We start from the raw sequence: 17,107 nt of genomic DNA on the forward strand, positions 1-17,107 counted from the left end.
GGCCTCGTCGCCGGGGAGGCGGCAACACGGAGCGCTTGACGCGCCGACGGGCTCTCTGATTGTTCGGGACCCTCCCAAAAGTCGCGACTTACCCTGAGAGCATGTGCGGAATCGTCGGATACGTGGGTCCTCGCTCCAGCCAGGACGTCCTGCTCGCCGGGCTCGCCCGCCTCGAGTATCGCGGCTACGACTCCGCCGGAGTCGCGGTCATCGCCGAGGACGGCACGCTGGGCATGCGCAAGAAGGCTGGAAAGCTGAGCATCCTGCGCGACTCGCTCGCGGAGAACCCCCTCGCGGACGGCTCGACCGGCATCGGGCACACCCGCTGGGCGACGCACGGCGGCCCGACCGATCTCAACGCGCATCCGCACCTTGCCGACGACGACAGGCTCGCCGTCATCCACAACGGCATCATCGAGAACTTCGCCGCGCTCCGCGATGAGCTGGCAGCCTCGGGCGTCGTCTTCCGCAGCGAGACCGACACCGAGGTCGCCGCCGCCCTGCTGGGGCGCGAGTACGCCGCGAACGGGGGCGATCTGGCGCTCGCCTTCCGCAGCGTCGTGAACCGCCTCGAGGGCGCGTTCACCCTCCTCGCCATGCATCAGGACCACCCCGGACTCGTCGTCGGCGCCCGCCGCAACTCCCCGCTGGTGATCGGCCTGGGCGAGGGGGAGAACTTCCTCGGCTCCGACGTCGCCGCGTTCGTCGAGCACACCCGCAATGCGCTCGCGATCGGCCAGGACCAGATCGTCTCCATCACGCCGTCGGAGGTCACCGTCACGGACTTCGCCGGCACCCCGGTCGCGGCCGAGCCCTTCGAGGTGTCCTGGGATGCCGCGGCCGCCGAGAAGGGCGGCTGGTCCAGCTTCATGGCCAAGGAGGTCGCCGAGCAGCCGGAGGCCGTCGCGAACACCATCCGAGGACGCCTTCGCGACGGCGAGGTCGTCATCCCGGAGCTCGAAGGACTCGACGAGCTCTTCACCGGCATCAACCGGATCATCATCACGGCGTGCGGCACGGCGTCCTACGCGGCCTTGGTCGGCAAGTACGCGATCGAGCAGTGGGCCCGCGTGCCCGTCGACGTCGAGCTCGCGCACGAGTTCCGCTACCGTGATCCGGTGATCGGCCAGGACACGCTCGTCGTCTCGATCAGCCAGTCCGGCGAGACCATGGACACGCTCATGGCTGTCAAGTACGCCCGTGAGCGCGGAGCGCGGACGCTGTCGATCTGCAACACCCAGGGCGCGACCATCCCCCGCGAATCGGATGCCGTCGTCTACACCCACGCCGGCCCGGAGGTCGCCGTCGCGTCGACCAAGGCCTTCTCCGCGCAGATCACCGCGCTGCTGCTGCTCGGCCTGCACATGGGACGCGTCAGGGGCACGGTCGCGGACGCCTCTGCGGACGTCGCCGAGCTCCAGGCGCTCCCGGACAAGATCGCGAAAGTGCTCGCCGGCGAGCACGATCACGTCTCGCAGCTCGCGAGCTGGATGGCGGACACCCGCTCCGTGCTGTTCCTCGGCCGCCACGCCGGCTATCCGATCGCCCTCGAGGGCGCGCTGAAGCTCAAGGAGATCTCCTACATCCACGCCGAGGGCTTCGCCGCCGGCGAGCTCAAGCACGGTCCGATCGCGCTCATCGAGCCCGGTCAGCCGGTGTTCGTGCTCGTCCCCTCGCCTCGGCACTCCGCGCTCGTGCACTCCAAGGTCGTCTCGAACATCCAGGAGATCCGGGCGCGTGGCGCACGTGTGATCGTCGTCGCCGAGGAGGGGGACGCCGCGGTGCTCCCGTTCGCGGACGAGGTCATCCGCATCCCGCTCGCCGGTGCGCTGTTCGAGCCGCTTCTCGCCGTCGTCCCGCTGCAGATCTTCGCCATGGCGCTCGCCACGGCGAAGGGACTGGACGTCGACCAGCCCCGCAACCTGGCGAAGTCCGTCACCGTCGAGTAGCCGGGAGCTCGGGGCCGGATGGCGGGAGTCTTCTCGGATGGAGGGCGATCCGGGCGGGATCCGGCCTGCAGACGGGGGAGCTTCATGCATCCGTCCTCGGCGTCTCAGGTCGAGGATGCTGCGAGGTCATGCGCGAGCACGGGCCAAGGCGGCGAGGATCGCCGCGATGACGGTGCCCCAGTCATGGATGATGAGCGCGTAGTCGAAACGCAGGGTCTCGTACCCCAGACGTGAAGAGATCGCGTCCCGTCGAAGATCACGGTGCCGCTGGGACGGCGCTCCGTGGTTCTGAGCGCCGTCGGCTTCGAGGATGATCCTCTCCTCGATGACGAAGTCGACTCGTCCGACGCCGTCGATCACGACCTGCGTGCGTACGCGTATGCCGAGCAGGTGCAGTCTCAGTCGTACGAGAGACTCGAGCCCGCTCTCCGCGTCGTCGCGGGCGAAGTCCACGAGCCAGCGGGCGGAGGCGGGAAGCTGTGCGCGGATGCGCATCCGTGCGAGCCGTCCGATCAGGCGCTGGTGCCACGCGGACTCGAAGGCGGCGAAGAAGAACTCGTCTCCGTGGCAGTGATAGGCGTGGATCAGCGCGTGCTCGACATCCGCGATGCCGAGACGCATGGGGCCGGGGCGGTAGTGGCTCTCGCACGTGCACCCCTCATGCGGATGCCGACGTCCGCCTGGCCCGAGCCAGACATGGGGATTCTCATCGTCCGTGAGCACCCACACCCCGTGGAGTCGGAGCGCACGCGCGCAGGTGAGCGCGCCGCCGTGGGCGGCCGCCGTGACGGCATCCCCGTGCGCGGACGTCGTCGCGAACACGCCGGGACGGATGCGGGAGATCTCGCCATTCCGCACTGCCGCGGACAGGTGCTTGCGCGTGCATCCGAACGCGTTCAGCTGCGAACCGCGTGCGATCCCGCCGCAGGCGTCGATGAGGGTCTTCGGGGTCATCGTCCGATTCTGCGGGATGCCGCATCGCCGTGATCCCGGGATCCCCATGTCTGGTGGACAACCCGTTTCTTCCTCTGCTGTGCAGGAGAAGTGCCGAGGAACGGATGGTTGGCGGGATCCCGGGCGGCGGGAGTCTCCGGCGGGTCCGGCCCTGCAACCGGGGGATTTCCCTGCATCCGTGCCGGCCGACGGATCACCCCCCGGGGGACGGGGAGGGGCGGCGAGTAGGCTGGACGGGTGATCATCGGGACCGGCATCGACATCGTCGACATCCCGCGGTTCGAGCGCACCATGTCCCGGACGCCGCGGCTGATGGAGCGTCTGTTCGCCCCGGCGGAGCGCACGCTCCGGCTCGCATCCCTCGCCGCCCGCTACGCCGCGAAGGAGGCGCTCATCAAGGCGCTGGGCGGATCGGACGGCGTGCACTGGACGGAGATCGAGGTCGCCTCGGAGGCCTCGGGACGTCCACGTTTCCAGCTGTCCGGATCCACGGCGGAGACCGTCGCCGATCGCGGCATCCTCACGCTGCACCTGTCGATGAGCCACGACGCCGGCCTCGCCACCGCGTTCGTCGTGGCGGAGGGGGTTCCGCTGTGAACGCCCCCTTCCGAGAGGCGAGGATCGACATCGACGCGATCGCCGACAACACCCGGCATCTGCGCGCTCTCACCGGCGCCGAGGTCATCGCCGTCGTCAAGGCGGACGCCTACGGGCACGGCGCGGCGACCTCCGCCGTCGCCGCGCTCGCCGGGGGAGCGACGCGCCTCGGCGTCGCGGAGATCGCCGAGGCGCTGGACCTGCGGCGCCAGGGCATCCATGCTCCGATCCTCGCCTGGCTGCACCGCCCGGGCGAGCGCTTCGAACAGGCGGCGGCAGCGGACGTCGAGGTCGGGATCTCCTCGTTCGACCAGCTCGAGGCGGCCGCCGCAGCGGCATCCGTCGACCGCCCCGTCGGGGTCCATCTGAAGCTGGAGACCGGCCTCAGCCGCAACGGGATCGCGCCGGGCGACTGGCGGCGCGTGTTCGCGGAGGCCGCGCGTCTCGAGCGCATCGGGCGCCTGCGCATCGTCGGGCTCTTCAGCCATCTCTCCAACACCTCCGTCGCCGACGACCGGTTCGCGCTCGCCCGCTTCGAGGAGGGCGTGGCGCAGGCGGCCGCATCCGGCATCCGCCCCGAGATCCGCCACATCGCCGCGACGGCCGCTGCCATCGACCTGCCGGAGGCCCGCCTGGACGCCGTGCGGATCGGCCTCGGGCTCTACGGCCTCTCCCCGTTCGACGACCGCTCGTCGGCGCAGCTCGGACTGCGTCCGGCGATGACGCTGCGCGGAGCGGTCTCCGCCGTGCGGCGCGTGCCCGCCGGCACCGGCGTCTCCTACGGATACGCGCACCGCACGGAGCACGAGACGACCCTCGCGCTCGTGCCGCTGGGCTACGCGGACGGCGTGCCGCGGCAGGCATCCGGTCGCGGGCCGGTGTCGATCGCGGGTCGCCGCTTCACCGTCGCGGGCCGCATCGCCATGGACCAGTTCGTCGTGGACGTCGGGGACGCGCCCGTCGCGGTCGGCGACGAGGTCGTGCTGTTCGGGGACCCGACCCTCGGAGTCCCCTCGGCCACCGAGTGGGCGAACGCCGCGAGCACCATCAACTACGAGATCGTGACCCGCATCGGGGCACGCGTGCCCAGGACGGGCGCATGAGCGTCGACGCGACCCTGCTCGGGCGCCATGAGATCGCGACGGCCGAGGAGATGGAGCGGCTCGGACACCGCATCGGCACCCGACTGGAGGCGGGCGACCTCGTCGTCCTCACCGGCCCGCTCGGCGCGGGCAAGACCACCTTCACCCGGGGGCTCGCCGAAGGACTGGGCGTGCGCGGTCCCGTGCAGAGCCCCACCTTCGTCATCGCCCGCACGCATCCCTCGCTCGTCGGCCGCGCGCCTCTCGTGCACGTCGACGCCTACCGACTCGGATCCGCTGCGGAGCTGGACGACCTCGACATCGACTTCGCACGCTCCGTGGTCGTCATCGAGTGGGGGAGGGGGATGGCGGATGCGGTCGCGGACGCCTGGTGGGACATCGAGCTGGAGCGTCCCACCGGTGCGGGCGCGGATCTCCCGGACGAGGATCTCGACGCCGATGCCCCCCGGATCCTGACCCTCTCGCGCGTGGAGCGCTGAGGAGGGGACGCTATACTGCCCAGGACTGGGGAGTACGCACGGCCCCGATGCGCGTCGCCTTCGGCGATACGAGCCTGAGGGGGCACACATGAGCGTCAGTTCTGCGCGGCCGATGACCGCCGTCGTCATCGAGGACGACCCCGATGTGCAGACCCTCCTCGACGAGGTCTTCCGCTCCGCCGGGTTCGAGACCGTGCTCGTCCGCTCCGGCCTGGAGGGCGTGGCCGCCGTCAAGGAGCACCAGCCGGTGGTGACCACCCTCGACATCAACCTTCCCGGCATCGACGGCTTCGAGGTCGCGCGTCGCATCCGCAAGGACAGCTCGACCTTCATCGTCATGCTCTCCGCGCTCGCGGAGGAGTCCGACATCGTCCTGGGGCTCAGCTCCGGGGCGGACGAGTACATCGTCAAGCCGTTCCGTCCGCGTGAGCTGAGAGCGCGGATCGAGGCGCTGCTGCGCCGTCCGCGCGTCACCCCCGTCGAGGCGCCGCTGTCGACCCCGGCCGTGCCTGCGCGCAATCCCGCGGTGACGCGTTCCATCCCCGTCGTCGGCGCGAACGACGACTGGCAGTCCCATCGCGACCTGAGCCTGGACCTGGCGACCCACACCGTCCTCGTGGGGCAGAAGGAGGTCGAGCTGACGCCGACGGAGTTCGACCTGCTCGCGACGCTCCTGGAGTCCAAGCGGCGGGTGCGCAGCAAGTCCGACCTCGCCCTGGTGCTGCACGGCGACGCCTTCGGGGCGACGTTCTACGTCGGCGAGCCCGACAAGCGGGCCATCGAGGCGCATATGGCCAACCTGCGGCGCAAGATCGGCGACAGCCCGGCCGAGCCGCGCTACATCGAGACCGTCCGCGGCGTCGGCTATCGGCTCACCCCGCAGCTCGACGGCCAGGGCGCTCCTGTCTGAGCGGACCGCTCAGCCCTCCGCATCCTCGACGACGCTCCAGGGCGAGCGGTCGTGGTCGGTGATGCCCGCCGCCGGGTCGTCGCCCTGCGTCCACCATTTCGCCTCATAGGGCACCCCGTCGACGACGACGCGATCCCCCTTCCGATAGACCTCGTCGGCGACCCACTCCGGGTAGGCGCCCGCCGGCGCCGTCGGCAGCGCGTACGGCTCGTCGTCCGGCACGACGGCGCCGACGAGCACCCAGGAGGTCTGATCGGCGGTCTGGGTGGGGTCGTCGGGCTCGGGAGCGCCGGTGACCCACCACTTCGCGACGTAGACGTATCCGTGCCAGACCACGCGGACCCCGGCCGAGTAGGCGGCGTCCGCCGACCAGATCGGGTAGGGGCTGGTCTCGGGATCGTCGGGGACGGGGGTCGTCTGCGGGGCGGGGGACGCCGTGTCCGCCGGCGCCTCGTCGAAACCGGCCGACAGCACCTCGGCGAACGTCCTCCCGCCCTGGTCCACGCCGCTGCAGGCATCCGAGACCACGGTGACGTCGGGATAGTTGGGTCCGCAGGTCCGGTCGCGGTTGACCGACCACATCGAGATCCGGGCGAGCTCGCGCTCCGCGGCGAAGTCGTTGAGGAGGCGCGCGTCGGCGAGCGTGAAGACCTCGTCCGCGACGTCGTTCTGCCCGATCATCGGCGTCGCTCCCATGATCCTCCAGGCGCTTCCGGACGGCAGCGCGATCCGCATCCCCGAGTACAGCGAGGTCAGCTGCTCGTTCACGGCCTCGAGGGCGCCGATGGAGACGTCCGCCATGCTCCGCCCGCCGAGATCCGCGCCGTAGTCCATGGTCATCGCGTTCACCCCGGCCAGATCGACGCCCGTCTCCAGCAGCTGACGGACGGCGGCAAGGCCTTCCTCGGTGAGCCCCGTGGCCGCCGTGGGCAGGGTGAGCCACACGTCCAGCTCGCCCCCGGCGTCCTCGGTCTTCCGCTGGAGCCGTGCGATCGCCTCGGCACGTCGCTGTCCTGCCGCCGTGTCGGAGAGGTTCGGTCCCTCCAGGTCCAGGTCGATCGTGGAGACCTCGTAGCGGTCGACGACGCTCCGGTAGGCGTTCTCGAGGTCGTCCGCAGTAGCGCAGGCGGCAGCCAGCTCGGTGTTCAGCGCTCCGCCGAAAGAGACCGCCACGTGCGCTCCGTCGCGTCGCATGCTGTCGACGCGACGATCGAGATCCAGCTCGCTGCCGGCCTCCGTGAGGGTGTACGACGCTCCCCAGCTCGGCTCGCACGACGTCGAGGAGGCCGCGACGACGAAGGCGAGGACGACGGTGTCGTCCGAGCCATCGCCGGCGGTCGCGGTGGTCGACACGGATGCCGCGGTGACGTCGAAGTATCCCCCGAACCACCGCGGGCCAGCGGTGTTCGTGGAAAGCGGCGCACGTTCGCCGAGGTACCAGGGCACGACGATGACGCCGGCCACGACGGCGACCGCGATGAGAGCCCCCGCGAGGACGCGCCACGGGGAGAGCCGTCGCCCTGCGTGCCTGCCGGAGACCGGCGGAGTCGTCGTCATGCTGCGGTCTCCATCTGCGCTCGTCTGCTCCGTCGGGTCCGCGTCTCGTCGGGCCGCCCGAGAGGATGCCCCGCCTCGGGGGAGTCCGCGGATCCGGACGGCTCAGGAGCCGGGATCCTCTCATCCGCGGCGGGATCCGCGGGCGGGGCGATGGCCGGCACGCTCCTGAGCGCTGTCGGCCGCGGGTCCCCGGGGGCGGAGCCGCCCTCGAACAGCATCGTCCGCCAGTCCAGCTCCGGGGCATCGTGATCCTCGGCGCGGTCCTCGGCCCTGTCGACCTCCACCCACATCCAGTCGGTCAGGCCGATCCAGGTGTCGACGATCGCCCCGCGCACGCCGATGTAGGCCAGGAAGGCCCATGCCGCGCAGACCGCGTTGAACGCGGAGAAGGCCAGCGTCCACCAGGATCCGTCGTGCGCGCTGCGCCACGCGACCAGCACGGAGAAGGCGATGATCGCCAAGGGCGAGACGATGTACAGCAGCGGCGAGCCGGTGCGGTCCTTGATCTTCGGCGTGCGGGCGAAGGGGATCTTGCGGCCGGTGAGCCCCTGCTGCAGCGACTTCAGGACGCCGGCGAGGTTCACCGGCAGCAGGATGAGGTTGAAGCCGTAGATGCGGAAGATGTCGGTGCGCTTGTATCCGCTGTACTTCAGGTCGCTCGCCATAGCCAGGAAATAGGGCAGTGCGCCGATGAGGATGAAGGGGCTCACCAGCCTGCTGTCATAGGGATAGGCGAGCAGGAAGATCAGGCCGAAGCTCGCCCAGGCGATCGAGGCCATGTAGTTCATCCGCAACGAGACCTGCGCCGTCGACAGGGGCCTGTGCGCCCGTCGCGCCTCGCGCATCTGCCGCCACAGCTTCGGCAGGATCAGGAGCCCGCCGTTCGCCCAGCGGCGGCGCTGCACGATGAGCGAGCCCCAGTCGGGCGGAGTGGCGCTGTAGCTGAGGCGCTCGGGGTAGTTCACGAGCCTCCAGCCGTGCACGGTCAGGTCGACGCTGGACTCGGTGTCCTCGATCACGGTGCGATCCTGGACGTAGCGGCGCACCTCGAAGCCGTCGACGTTCTCCACTTCGAGGATGTCGTCGAGCGCCTCCATGCGGATGACGGCGTTCGCCCCCACCCAGAAGGTGGCGTCGTATGCGGTCATCCCCTGGTGGAGGATGTGCTGCACATCGGTGGTCGCTCCGGCGAGACGCTCGATCCGGGTCGGAGCGCCGCGGAAGGACGAGTACGGCGTCTGCGTGACGGCGACGTCGGCGTTCTCCGGCTGCTCGAGGAAGTGCACCAGGCGCAGACAGTAGTCCCGCAGCAGCAGGGAATCCGCATCCAGGGTCAGCACGAAGTCGGAGTAGGCGATCTCGAGGTCGGCGGGGACGCCGCCGGGCGCGGGCAGGAGCAGGACGCCCTCCGGGGTCCGGCGCTCGATGAACCTGCCCCCGAGCAGCCCGATGTAGGAGTTCAGGTTCATCGCCTTGTTCGCCTCGTGCGAGAGCGACGCGTAGCGCTTGCGCTCGAAGAACGTCAGCTCCGCCGAGAAGATCCACACGAGGCGACGGAGCATCTCCCGCATGCGCTCGACGGGGATCTTCGCTCCCTCGGCCTCGGCGGCTTCCAGCGCCCCGGCCTTCGACGACAGATCCTCGGCGAGGCCGATCAGCACCTCGTCGACGAAGAAGTCGTCCACATGGTCTTCGCGGGGCTCGGCGGCGGCGGCGCTCTCCAGGAGGGCGGCGGCCCAGCGGTACTCCTCGACGAGATCGGTCAGCGCGGCGGCGGCGGGATCGGCGTCGAAGGCGCGCAGGGCGGCGGCGAAGCGCTCCCGGGGTCGACGCAGCGCCTCGGCGATCTCCCCGGGGATGGCCCGTGTCGCATCCAGGCGTGCGAGGTTCTCGGGGGCCGCGGGGTGCGGGTCGTCATCGATCAGCAGGACCACGCGCAGCTCCGGGTACTCCTGCAGCGCCGCGGACCACAGGGTCTTGCGGATCACGGCCGGCTCCTCGGCGTAGCTCGGCACGAGCACGGTGAGCGGGCGGTTCGTGTGGCTGAAGTGCCGGTCGAGCTCCGCTCTCGGCGTTCGCCGGTGAGCACGGAATCTGCGGAAGGCGCCGGAGCGCGCCAGCAGGTACATCAGCGCCGAGAAGGTGAGGAAGGACACCACGACGATGTACGAGACGCCCTCGATGATGCGCCAGGTGGTGTCGAAGGCTCCGGAGAGGAACAGCGTCACGGTGACGCTGAGCACGTACAGCGCCCACATCGCGACCGTCACCCAGATCGCCACCCTGCCCGCGATGAGCTTGCGCGTGGACGGTCGCGCGTGCACCGCCGTCAGCGGAGGGCGCGGCCTCTCGGTGCCCCATTCGCGCCGACGGCGTCTCGCGGGCGCCGTCGCGTTCCGCTGCACGTCATCCGGCTGCAGGTCGTCCTGCTGCACGACGCCACCCTCCGGCGCCTTCATCATCCGGCCCATGGACGATCCTCTCCCCACCGCATCCGCGGTCCCCAGCGCCGCGGACGCGGCCCCCACTCGCGATGCTAGGAGACGCCATCACCGCGACTGAGCGTCTGGGGCGGATCTTTGAGTAGTCTTGCGGCAGGGTTGAGGAATCGGCGAGAAACGGGACGAGTGCATGGTCGGCAGGTCCTCGGTCTGGCGCTGGCAGCTGATCTTCGCAGGCACCGTCGTCACGATCGCCGTCGTGATCGCGGCTCTGAGCCCGCACATCTACGCATCGCCGTTGTTCGTGGCAGGACTCGTGCTGATCGTCACGACGACGATCGCCGTGCTCGCGCTGCCGTGGCACCGGATCCCGTCGCGCGCGGTCGTGGCCGTGCCGCTGCTGGACGCCGTGGGCATCGGCCTGACGCTGAACGCCCCGGATGTGCGCCTCGGCTTCCTCTTCGTGCTGCCCGTGACATGGATCGCCACCTACTATTCGATGACCTACGTGTTCACGGCGATCGGCCTCATCGCCTGCTGCGTCGTCGTCTTCGGCCAGAGCAGCGGCGTTCCCAGCGACATCCTGCTGCGCGTGATCGTGCTCGTCCTCACGCTGAGCTTCCTCGGGGCGACCGTCCGGATCGGGACGCAGCGCTCGCGCGCGGCCCGGCGGCTGCTGCGCCGGCAATCGGAGCAGGTCAACAGGGCGGCGGCGAGGGCGGAGACCCACCAGCGGCGGGTGACGCAGATCATCGACGCGCTGGACATGGCCCTCGTCGCGGTCGCCGAGGATGGGACGATCCTGAACATGAACGACGCCTATCGTCGGATCTACGGCCGGGACAGGTTCGGTGCGCGGCTGCCCTCGCCCGCCGTCGAGTACGACGATCGCCAGGGCGAGCCGCTGCCGCCGGAGCGGACCGCCCTGGCCAGGGCCGCGAGCGGCGAGCGTCTCGAGGCGGAGCGGATCTGGCTGTTCGACACGGAAGGACGCTGGCGTGCGCTGGAGGCCACGACGGAGCGGATCGCGAGCGTCGCGGATGCGAAGTGCACGACCCTCCTGATCATCGACGACGTCACCGCTCGGCTGGAGGCGGCGCAGGAGCGGCGGACGATGACGGCCGTCGTCTCGCATGAGCTGCGCAACCCGCTCACGGCGATCCTCGGCCATGTCGATCTCCTGCTCGAGCGCGACGATCTGCCCGCGCATGTCGTCCAGCAGCTCAGGATCGTCGAGAGCGCAGGCGAGCGGATGCAGCGGCTGGTGGCGTCCGTCCTCGACGAGGGCCAGCCGCAGGGCGACCCGCTCTCCGAGCCGGTCGATCTGCGCCAGCTCGTCGACGCGTCGGTGGCCTCCTTCCTGCCCACGGCCGAGTCGGGGGATCTGGCCGTCCGGGCAGAGGGCGCCGACACTCTCCTCATCTACGGGGACGCCTTCCGGCTGCGGCAGGCGATCGACAACCTCCTCGGCAACGCCGTGAAGTACACGCCGCCGGATGGGACCATCTCCGTCACGCTCGGCGGGGCCGCCGGGGGGCTGGCCGAGCTGGTCATCTCCGACACGGGCACCGGGATGAGCGCCGCGGATGTCGAGCGGGTGTTCCAGCCGTATTTCCGAGCTGACGACGCCGTGCTCAGCGGCATTCCGGGGACGGGGCTGGGCATGGGCATCGTCCGAGACATCGTCGAGGCGCATCGGGGGACGATCGAGGTGGTCAGCGCGGTCGGCGTCGGCACCCGCGTCACGCTCCGGTTCCCCCGGCGCCCGATCAGGAAGGAGGCGGCATGATCCCCTTCGCGGTCACCGCCGACATCACCGTGGACGTCTCCGCGAGCCTCGTGGCGATCGTCACGCTCACCACGGTGCTCGTCATCGGGCTCGCGACGCTGCCGCGCCCCAGCGCCGCCACGATCACGTGGGGCGCGGCCTTCAGCCTCGGGATGCTGGGAACCTATCTCTGGGTCGCTGCCCAGCAGGTCGGCGCGCCGGTCCTGCAGGCGGTGTCCTCCGCATTCATGGTCTGCTTCGAGGCGCTCCTCTGGCTCGGGCTGCGCTTCCACGCCGGGCGCAGGACGATCTGGTGGCCGGTGGCGGCGTTCCTCGTGCTCGCGCCCGTCTCGCTCGGCATCGGGGCGACGACCGCCTACTTCGCGGAGATCTTCCGCGTGGTCTTCCTCGCCGGAGGCGCGTTCGCGGGGCTGGTGGCCTTCGAGCTGTTCCGGATGCGCCGGTCGTCGCGCGACGTGATCCTCCCTCTCGCCCTGGCCTCGTGCGCTTTCGTCGCGGTGTCGGCCGTGGGGTTCATCGCGGGCTTCCTGGGAACCAGGACCCTCAGCAGTGCGGAGCAGCTCGTCGTGCTGCGCGACATCAATGGCGTCGGCACGCTGGTCACCTGCGTCTGCGCGGCGATCACCCTCGTGCTGCTCGTCCGCGCCGACATCGTCCCTGAGCACGACGGCGAGGGGGCGGCAGAGCGTGCGCGCCGCCGGCTGCTGAAGGCGAAGGCGCAGCGCGACCCCGCGTGGTCGGTGCTCGACATCCGCCTGGACGATCCCTCGGACCTTCGCGAGGCCTGGACGGCGGCGACGTTCGCGCGGATCGCGGACGGCTTCCACGATCGGATCGTCGACGCGCTGCCCGCGTCGGCCGATGCCGAGCGCGTCGCGGCCGGGCACACGGTCGTGGTGATCCACGGCAGCGACGAGGCGGTCCAGCATCATCTGAGGACCGTGCTCTCGCGGGTGTCGGCCATCGACGAGGACGGCCCGCTCGCGAGCATGCGGGTGTCCGCCAGCGTCGGCTGGGCGAGCGCTGCGGCGGGCGGGTACGACTACGACGTCCTCGCGAAGATGGCGGCGGAGGGCGCCGTCATCGCCCGCGCCGACGGCGGCGACCGATGGCAGCGGGTCCGCAGGGGATCCCTGAGCGAGGCGCCTCCTCCGACTACCCTGGAGGGGTGATCCTCGCTGTCGACACCTCCCTGGGCACCGCCGTCGCCGTCGTGGACGACGAGGGGGCTCCGCTCGCCGACGCCTCCCGTCCCGATCCGCTGGGCCACGCCGAGGTGATCGGCGACCTGCTCGTGCAGGCTCTCGCCGAAGCGGGAGACGGCGCGGTCGACCACGTCGTCGCGGGCATGGGCCCGGGTCCCTTCACCGGTCTGCGGATCGGGATCGCCGCGGCGCGAGCCTTCGCCCTCGGCCGCGGCGCCGACGTGATCGCCGTGCCCAGCCACTTCGCCGCCGCCCTCGTCGAACTCGAGAGCGGCGGCTCCGTCCCCTTCGCGATCGTCACGGACGCCCGTCGCCGCGAGGTCGCGATCACGGTCTTCGACGGGACGGATGCCGACGGCATCCCGCGCGTCGCGGACGAGACCGTCCTCGTTCCCCGCGTCGATGCCGGGAGTCATCTCTCCGGCGTCCGCTCGATCGAGGCGGATGCGATCGACGCTGCCGCGCTCGCACGGGTGGGGATCAGGGCGGCGCGCGCCGGCCGCGTGCTCACCGGCGCAGAGCCGCTGTACCTCCGCCAGCCGGACGTCACGCTGCCCGGGGCGCCGAAGCGGGTGGGGTCATGACGATCCGCGTCGCGACGTCCGCCGATCTCGGCGCCATCATGGCGATCGAGCGGGATTCCTTCCCCACCGACGCCTGGAGCGCCGAGACCATGGCGGCCGAGCTGGCGGGGGAGCACAGCCACTACCTCGTCGACATCGGCGGGCAGGACGAGGTGATCGGCTATGCGGGGCTGCGCGCGGTGCGCGGAGCGACGGATGCCGACGTGCAGTCGATCGCGCTGCGGGAGGGGCATCGCGGTGCGGGCCGGGGGAGGGCGCTGCTGCGGGCGCTGCTCGCCGAGGCCTCCGCACGCGGAGCACGGGAGGTGTTCCTCGAGGTCCGCGCGGACAACCCCGGCGCCGAGGGACTGTACCGGTCGGAGGGATTCGCCGAGCTGGGGCGCAGGCCCCGCTACTATCAGCCGGACGATGTGGATGCGATCGTGATGCGGCTCGACCTCCGGGCGTGGATAGCCGCGTGCGATCGGGAGGAGAACACGCGAAGCGGAGGAGCCGTGGAGGGGATCGATCCTCCGGATCGCGCGATCTCCTCCGGATCGGTCGTAGACGGGGGAACGGCATGACAGGACCGCTGGTGCTCGGCATCGAGACGAGCTGCGACGAGACCGGGATCGGCATCGTGCGCGGCCGTACGCTGCTGTCGAACACGATCGCCTCCAGCATGGACGAGCACGCCCGCTACGGCGGCGTCGTCCCCGAGGTCGCCGCCCGAGCGCACCTGGAGGCGCTGCAGCCCTCGATCGAGAGGGCGCTCGCCGAGGCGCAGGTGGAGCTGTCGGACCTGGACGCCGTCGCCGTGACGAGCGGCCCCGGGCTCGCCGGCGCGCTCATGGTGGGCGTCGGGGCGGCGAAGGGGCTCGCCGTCTCGCTCGGCAAGCCGCTGTACGCCGTGAACCATCTCGTCGGGCACATCGCGGCGGACATCCTCACGGCGGACTCCGCGCCGCTGGAGTACCCGACGATCGCGCTGCTCGTCTCGGGAGGGCACACCTCCCTGCTGCACGTGCGCGACCTCACCACGGACGTCGAGCTGCTCGGCGAGACCGTCGACGATGCGGCGGGCGAGGCTTTCGACAAGGTCGCCCGCCTGCTGTCGCTGCCGTACCCCGGCGGCCCGGAGATCGACAGGGCGGCGCTCGACGGCGATCCGGATGCGATCCGCTTCCCGCGCGGGCTGTCCAGAGCATCCGACAGGGCGAAGCACCGCTACGACTTCTCCTTCTCCGGCCTGAAGACGGCCGTCGCCCGCTGGGTCGAGCGCTGTGAGGCCGAGGGCAGACCCGTGCCGGTCGGCGACGTGGCCGCGAGCTTCCGCGAGGCCGTCGTCGATGTGCTCGTCACCAAGGCGCTGGACGCCTGCCGGGAGCGCGGCGTGCCGCGCCTCCTCCTCGGCGGGGGAGTCATCGCCAACCGTCGTCTGCGCGAGGTGACGATGGAGCGCGCCGGGGCCGCTGGGGTCACCGTGCGCATCCCCGAGCTGAGCCTGTGCACCGACAACGGCGCGATGATCGCGGCGCTCGCCGCGGAGCTGATCGCCTCCGGGCGCCGGCCGTCGACCCTCGCCTTCGGGGCGGACTCCACGCTCCCCGTGACCGAGATCCAGGTCGCCGAACGCAGCGAGGTCGCGGCATGAGCGACGATGCGCGCCCTCCCCGGCTGGACGAGCCGAGCCCCGAGGTCGAACGCCCGGCAGGCGCCGCCAGACTCCCGGGCGCGCGGCGTGACGGCTACACGAGGATGCCCACCGGCCCGGTCGGCATCGAGCCGGTGGTGACGAGCGGCCCTGACGCCGATGCCGTCGGCGGATGGGCGCCCGATCCGGGAGAGCTCCCCGAGGAGGATCCGACCAGGCTCGCCCCATGGGCGCTGCTGGCCGCCGTGGTCGCGCTGGTCGCCTCGTTCTTCGTCGGCTGGGGGATCCCGGTGGCCGTCGTCGCCGTCATCGCGGCGATCATGTCGTTGCGCAGGCCGCTGGAGAGCAGGGCGGTCGCGGTCTGGGCGCTCGTGCTGGGAGTCATCGCGACCCTCTACAGCGCGGGGTGGCTGCTGTGGGCTGCGATCCAGCTCGAGGTCATCGGGTAGACGATGCTGACACCGGAGGAGTCGGCCGAGCTTCGGTCGCTGCAGACCAGGGCGTATGCGCCCGGCGGGGGGCTCTCGGATGAGGATGCTGCGCGCCTCGGCGAGCTGGAGCGCCGGCGCGTCGCGAAGAGCGGCCCGGCCGGTGCGCCCGCTTCCTCGCCCGGACTCCGTCAGCGCGCGCGGCTCGATCGCAGTGCGTCCCGCGAGGGAGGGCGTCCCGTCGACGCGGACGGCGCCGACGATCTCGCCGAGCTGTTCGGACTCGTCGAGCCCGTCGCGTCGTCGGAGCCTTCCGCCGCCGGGCACGGGTCAGCTCAGTCGTCCGTCGGGCCAGCTCCGGATGACGGTTCCTCCCCTTCGTCCGTCGGGTCTGCCTTGCGTGATGGTTCCTCCTCTTCGTTCGTCGGGTCTGCCTTGCGTGATGGTTCCTCCTCTTCGTTCGTCGGGTCTGCCTTGCGCGACGGTTCCTCCTCCTCGTTCGTTGAGCGAGCCCCGCGCGATGGTTCCTTCTCTTCGTTCGTTGAGCGAGCCCCGCGCGATGGTTCCTCCTCCTCGTTCGTTGAGCGAGCCCCGCGCAGCGGAGCGAGTCGAAACGCACCGGCGTCCGAGGCCGTCGAGGACCAGGACACGGCACCCGCAGATCGCCCGCCTCGCGGCATCCGCGCCCTTCTTCGCCGTCGCTGGGTGCCGTATGCGGCATCCGCTCTCGCCCTCCTGCTCGGCTTCGGCGTCGGCTGGCTCGTCTTCGCGCGTGGCGTCGAGCAGATCGCCTTCACGGCGGCCAACGCGGCGAAGCAGGCGGAGCTGAACGCCGACGGGCAGTTCGATCCGGGGTCGGTCGTCCCCGTCGGCGAGAAGTACGGCGTCACGGTGTGGCGCGCGACGAGCGGCGAGGGGGAGTCCGAATGCCTCATCCTCACCCACGGCGATCTGGACGGCAGAGCATGCGTGCCCCGAGAGGATTTCGAGCTGAACGGCGTGTACGCCTACATCGACGTGCCGCGAGAGGACGAGGAGACCACGGACCAGATCTCCGCCGGCGTCGTCCACGGGCTCGACGACCAGCCGGTCATCGTCGTGCAGTCCTGGATGTCGTACGCGACGAACGACTGGCGCTCGCAGTACACCGAGGACGAGCTCGTCGTCGCCGACCGCCTGGTGGCGGGGGGCTATCAGGGGGAGTCGCTGCAGATCCTCGGCTACGACGGAGAGACCCCGGTATGGATGGACTGGTCGGGGGCGGAGCTGTGCGTGATCGTCGCGCTGCCCGACCGGATCCAGGATGCCTGCGGCGACCTCGATGCCGATGCGGTCGCGCTGCCGGTCGACGCGGGCGACGGAACCGTCACCACCTATCTCGTCACCCAGAGCGAGACGCGCGGACCGATGCTGACGATCGAGCGGGACCGCACGGCCTCGCTCGACGACAAGACGGGCAGGCCGGAGGGGGACTGAAC

The 17,107-nt window shown here is 71.0% G+C and carries 15 protein-coding genes; 12 read left to right on the plus strand and 3 right to left on the minus strand.

Annotation, left to right across the window (positions count from 1 at the left end):
- Positions 1-101 precede the first annotated feature (101 nt).
- Entirely contained in the window at positions 102-1,949 is a 1,848-nt protein-coding gene (gene glmS / locus ACYVGQ_RS12800) for a glutamine--fructose-6-phosphate transaminase (isomerizing) (RefSeq protein ID WP_460785025.1), read from the plus strand.
- A gap of 126 nt (positions 1,950-2,075) precedes the next feature.
- On the opposite strand, the gene ACYVGQ_RS12805 is transcribed toward glmS, so the two are convergent.
- Entirely contained in the window at positions 2,076-2,903 is an 828-nt protein-coding gene (locus ACYVGQ_RS12805; protein WP_460785026.1) for a DUF559 domain-containing protein, read from the minus strand.
- A gap of 237 nt (positions 2,904-3,140) precedes the next feature.
- Here ACYVGQ_RS12805 and ACYVGQ_RS12810 point away from each other — a divergent pair, with 237 nt between their 5' ends.
- The 4 genes from ACYVGQ_RS12810 (at position 3,141) to ACYVGQ_RS12825 (ending at position 5,992) form a co-directional block, all read left to right on the plus strand.
- Positions 3,141-3,500: a holo-ACP synthase gene (locus ACYVGQ_RS12810; protein WP_460785027.1), complete on the plus strand. Its 360-nt coding sequence runs from the start codon at positions 3,141-3,143 to the stop codon at positions 3,498-3,500.
- Complete coding sequence (gene alr, locus ACYVGQ_RS12815; protein WP_460785028.1) at positions 3,497-4,603, plus strand: alanine racemase; 1,107 nt, start codon at positions 3,497-3,499, stop codon at positions 4,601-4,603. The genes ACYVGQ_RS12810 and alr overlap by 4 nt, the downstream gene beginning before the upstream one ends.
- Complete coding sequence (gene tsaE, locus ACYVGQ_RS12820) at positions 4,600-5,082, plus strand: tRNA (adenosine(37)-N6)-threonylcarbamoyltransferase complex ATPase subunit type 1 TsaE (protein WP_460785029.1); 483 nt, start codon at positions 4,600-4,602, stop codon at positions 5,080-5,082. Before alr ends, tsaE begins: the two co-directional genes overlap by 4 nt.
- Positions 5,083-5,170: 88 nt before the next feature.
- A complete protein-coding gene (locus ACYVGQ_RS12825) occupies positions 5,171-5,992 on the plus strand; it encodes a response regulator transcription factor (protein ID WP_460785030.1) in 822 nt (273 codons plus the stop codon).
- Positions 5,993-6,001: 9 nt separating this feature from the next.
- Here ACYVGQ_RS12825 and ACYVGQ_RS12830 read toward each other — a convergent pair whose 3' ends face one another.
- Together ACYVGQ_RS12830 and ACYVGQ_RS12835 are read right to left on the minus strand one after the other, a co-directional pair.
- On the minus strand, positions 6,002-7,549 hold the full coding sequence (locus ACYVGQ_RS12830; RefSeq protein WP_460785031.1) for a chitinase: 1,548 nt from the start codon (positions 7,547-7,549) through the stop codon (positions 6,002-6,004).
- A complete protein-coding gene (locus ACYVGQ_RS12835) occupies positions 7,546-10,020 on the minus strand; it encodes a glycosyltransferase family 2 protein (RefSeq protein WP_460785032.1) in 2,475 nt (824 codons plus the stop codon). Before ACYVGQ_RS12835 ends, ACYVGQ_RS12830 begins: the two co-directional genes overlap by 4 nt.
- Before the next feature lie 160 nt (positions 10,021-10,180).
- On the opposite strand from ACYVGQ_RS12835, the gene ACYVGQ_RS12840 reads away from it, so the two are divergent.
- From ACYVGQ_RS12840 to ACYVGQ_RS12870, 7 genes are all read left to right on the plus strand, one after another.
- Entirely contained in the window at positions 10,181-11,779 is a 1,599-nt protein-coding gene (locus ACYVGQ_RS12840) for a sensor histidine kinase (RefSeq protein WP_460785033.1), read from the plus strand.
- Positions 11,776-12,951, plus strand: a complete 1,176-nt coding sequence (locus ACYVGQ_RS12845; protein WP_460785034.1) for a hypothetical protein — start codon at positions 11,776-11,778, stop codon at positions 12,949-12,951. The genes ACYVGQ_RS12840 and ACYVGQ_RS12845 overlap by 4 nt, the downstream gene beginning before the upstream one ends.
- On the plus strand, positions 12,948-13,568 hold the full coding sequence (gene tsaB, locus ACYVGQ_RS12850; protein WP_460785035.1) for a tRNA (adenosine(37)-N6)-threonylcarbamoyltransferase complex dimerization subunit type 1 TsaB: 621 nt from the start codon (positions 12,948-12,950) through the stop codon (positions 13,566-13,568). The genes ACYVGQ_RS12845 and tsaB overlap by 4 nt, the downstream gene beginning before the upstream one ends.
- A complete protein-coding gene (rimI, locus tag ACYVGQ_RS12855; protein WP_460785036.1) occupies positions 13,565-14,131 on the plus strand; it encodes a ribosomal protein S18-alanine N-acetyltransferase in 567 nt (188 codons plus the stop codon). The genes tsaB and rimI overlap by 4 nt, the downstream gene beginning before the upstream one ends.
- A complete protein-coding gene (gene tsaD / locus ACYVGQ_RS12860; RefSeq protein ID WP_460785037.1) occupies positions 14,128-15,201 on the plus strand; it encodes a tRNA (adenosine(37)-N6)-threonylcarbamoyltransferase complex transferase subunit TsaD in 1,074 nt (357 codons plus the stop codon). The genes rimI and tsaD overlap by 4 nt, the downstream gene beginning before the upstream one ends.
- Positions 15,198-15,650 carry a hypothetical protein gene (locus tag ACYVGQ_RS12865; protein ID WP_460785038.1) on the plus strand — a complete coding sequence of 151 codons (453 nt, stop codon included), beginning with the start codon at positions 15,198-15,200 and terminating at the stop codon, positions 15,648-15,650. Before tsaD ends, ACYVGQ_RS12865 begins: the two co-directional genes overlap by 4 nt.
- Positions 15,651-16,334: 684 nt before the next feature.
- Complete coding sequence (locus ACYVGQ_RS12870; protein ID WP_460785039.1) at positions 16,335-17,105, plus strand: hypothetical protein; 771 nt, start codon at positions 16,335-16,337, stop codon at positions 17,103-17,105.
- Positions 17,106-17,107 lie beyond the last annotated feature (2 nt).

Source organism: Microbacterium tumbae, from assembly GCF_054780175.1.